Annotated in this window: 1 protein-coding gene; it reads left to right on the plus strand. The window is 42.4% G+C overall.

The genetic code is table 11. The features are described from left to right. The first annotated feature begins 22 nt into the window (after positions 1-22). On the plus strand, positions 23-289 hold the full coding sequence (locus GVO63_RS19420; protein ID WP_159582091.1) for a hypothetical protein: 267 nt from the start codon (positions 23-25) through the stop codon (positions 287-289). The last annotated feature ends 58 nt before the right edge of the window (positions 290-347 follow it).

The raw sequence follows: 347 nt of genomic DNA on the forward strand, positions 1-347 counted from the left end.
GTTATAACTACTGAAACATCAAATGAAAAAACTGGGATCTGTAGCTCTTATACTTCTTATTATTTTGGCACTGCTTATTAAGACAGTAGGCACGTTCACTCTTTGTGGTGGTACGCTGCTTCAAAATTGGATTGGTGTTGGCGCTTGCTCTAACAGCCAGAATCAGTTCATTGGTTTTGGCAATTTCAGAATGGAAGGCGAAGACTTGGCTGGTGTAGTATTTTTGTTTGTTGCGCTGGTAGTTATAGGGCTTACCTACAAATTGATAGTAAGCAAACGTGGAAAGTAGTTATAACAAACAAATTAAGTCGCCTGCTGGCGCAGGCTGGGACGCATACACGCGGGGC

It is taken from the genome of Alteromonas sp. KUL106, assembly GCF_009811415.1.
Taxonomy (GTDB): Bacteria; Pseudomonadota; Gammaproteobacteria; order Enterobacterales; family Alteromonadaceae; genus Alteromonas.

Coding starts and splice junctions, on each gene's coding strand:
- GVO63_RS19420 (WP_159582091.1), top strand. CDS start 23: ATGAAAAAACTGGGATCTGTAGCTCTTATACTTCTTATTATTTTGGCA.